Raw genomic sequence first — 1,170 nt, 5'->3', positions numbered from 1 at the left:
CTCGCCGCGCAGGGGCACGTAGAAGCAGTGCACGCCGTGGTTCACGCCGTTCGTGATCAGCTGGGCGAACACCGTCGCGGCGACGCCGTGCAGGGCCGCGTTTCCGAGGTACTCCTTCGTCGCCCCGCGGAACGGGGTGTTGATGACGAACTCCTCGGTCTCGGGGTCATAGGTCGCGGTCGTCCCGACCGCGGCGACGTCGGATCCGTGACCGATCTCGGTCATCGCGAACGCGCCGGGGATCTCGAGGCTCATGATGCCGGGCAGCCACTTGTCGTGGTGCTCGGCGGTGCCGAGTTGCAGCACGGCCGACCCGAAGAGACCCCACTGCACGCCCGACTTGATCTGCAGGCTGGGGTCGGCGGTGACGAGCTCCTCGAACCCTGCGATGTTGGCCCCGTTGTTCTCCTCGCCGCCGAGGCGCTTCGGGAACGCGCGGTGCACCGCCTTGTTGTCGACGAGCAGGTGCAGCTGGCTGAGCACGCGCTCCCGGTGCTCGTCCTTGCCGAGTTCGTCCTTGCGCCAGAACGCCGAGTCCTTGATCATCTCGCGGGCCTCGCGCCGGGTGTCGGCCCAGGTCCCCAGCAGCAGCTCGGTGACCGCGTCGATGTCGAGCCGCAGGCTCGCGGAGGACTCGTTCGACTCGGCGGGAGTGGTGTTCGGACGGACGGCGGCGTCGACCATGGCGCGTTCCTCTCAGGAGAAGATCGGGAATACCTCGATGGTAGGTGTGCCACAACCCACCAGGAAGTCGCCTGTATGGTTCCGCCAAGCAGCCGCGACCTCGTCGCCGGAGCAGATTGTCGTCAGGCCACAGTCACACCGCAGTCACACGTGGTCGACCGGGCTCGCCCAGTCATCCGTCGTCACGCCGGAGCCGACGTGCGCGGAGGCGGTGCCGACTTCGCGTCGTTCCACCGTCGCGCGACACCGGCGCTGAGGCGCGACCAGGTGCGGTCGCGGATGAAGATCGAGTCGATCGCGATCATGGTCAGCGAGAACCACGGCAGGCCCATCAGCACCGCGATCCCGATGTGGAACGACAGGATGCCGACGAGGCCGATCAACCGGGTGGGACGGGTGAGAAGCATGAGCGGGAACGCGACCTGCAGGATGATGGATCCCCAGCTCGCGGCGACGACCATCGGCCCCCAGGTCGTCACGAGATCG

1 protein-coding gene and 1 pseudogene are annotated in these 1,170 nt (G+C 67.7%); both read right to left on the bottom strand.

Annotation, left to right across the window (positions count from 1 at the left end):
• Positions 1-684, bottom strand: a 684-nt coding sequence (locus AUC47_RS10770; RefSeq protein ID WP_179297589.1) for an acyl-CoA dehydrogenase family protein, incomplete at its 3' end; no start/stop codon positions are given.
• Between the two features lie 182 nt (positions 685-866).
• Positions 867-1,170 (bottom strand): annotated as a pseudogene (locus AUC47_RS10765) (HTTM domain-containing protein); the annotation flags it as partial.

It is taken from the genome of Microbacterium sp. SZ1 (assembly GCF_002362255.1).
Classification (GTDB): domain Bacteria; phylum Actinomycetota; class Actinomycetes; order Actinomycetales; family Microbacteriaceae; genus Microbacterium.
This window is presented reverse-complemented; position numbering and strand designations above follow the sequence as displayed.